Source organism: Rhodoferax ferrireducens (assembly GCF_003347515.1).
In the GTDB taxonomy this organism is placed as follows: domain Bacteria; phylum Pseudomonadota; class Gammaproteobacteria; order Burkholderiales; family Burkholderiaceae_C; genus Rhodoferax.
The window spans coordinates 1-368 of record NZ_QEII01000154.1 but is presented as its reverse complement, the minus strand read 5'-3'; the positions used below and the strand labels follow the sequence as shown (position 1 = coordinate 368).

1 protein-coding gene is annotated in these 368 nt (G+C 60.9%); it reads left to right on the top strand.

Annotated features, from left to right (window positions below; genetic code table 11):
* Positions 1–368: electron transfer flavoprotein subunit beta/FixA family protein (locus C5P05_RS00810; protein ID WP_232834283.1), on the top strand; the 368-nt coding region annotated here is incomplete at both ends.

Below are 368 nucleotides of genomic sequence, written 5' to 3'. Positions count from 1 at the left end.
CGCGTGGTGGACTACAACGTGAAGGTCCGCGTCAAGTCGGACCACACCGGTGTAGATATCGCCAACGTCAAAATGAGCATGAACCCCTTCGATGAAATCGCCATCGAGGAAGCGGTTCGCCTGAAGGAAAAAGGCGTGGTCACCGAGATCATCGCTGTCTCCTGCGGCGTCACGCAGTGCCAGGAAACCTTGCGCACCGCCATGGCCATCGGCGCTGACCGCGCCATCCTGGTCGAAACCAGCGAAGAACTGCAGCCGCTGGCGGTCGCCAAGCTGCTCAAGGCCCTGGTCGACAAGGAGCAGCCCGGCCTGATCCTGCTCGGCAAACAGGCGATTGATGACGACTGCAACCAGACCGGCCAGATGCT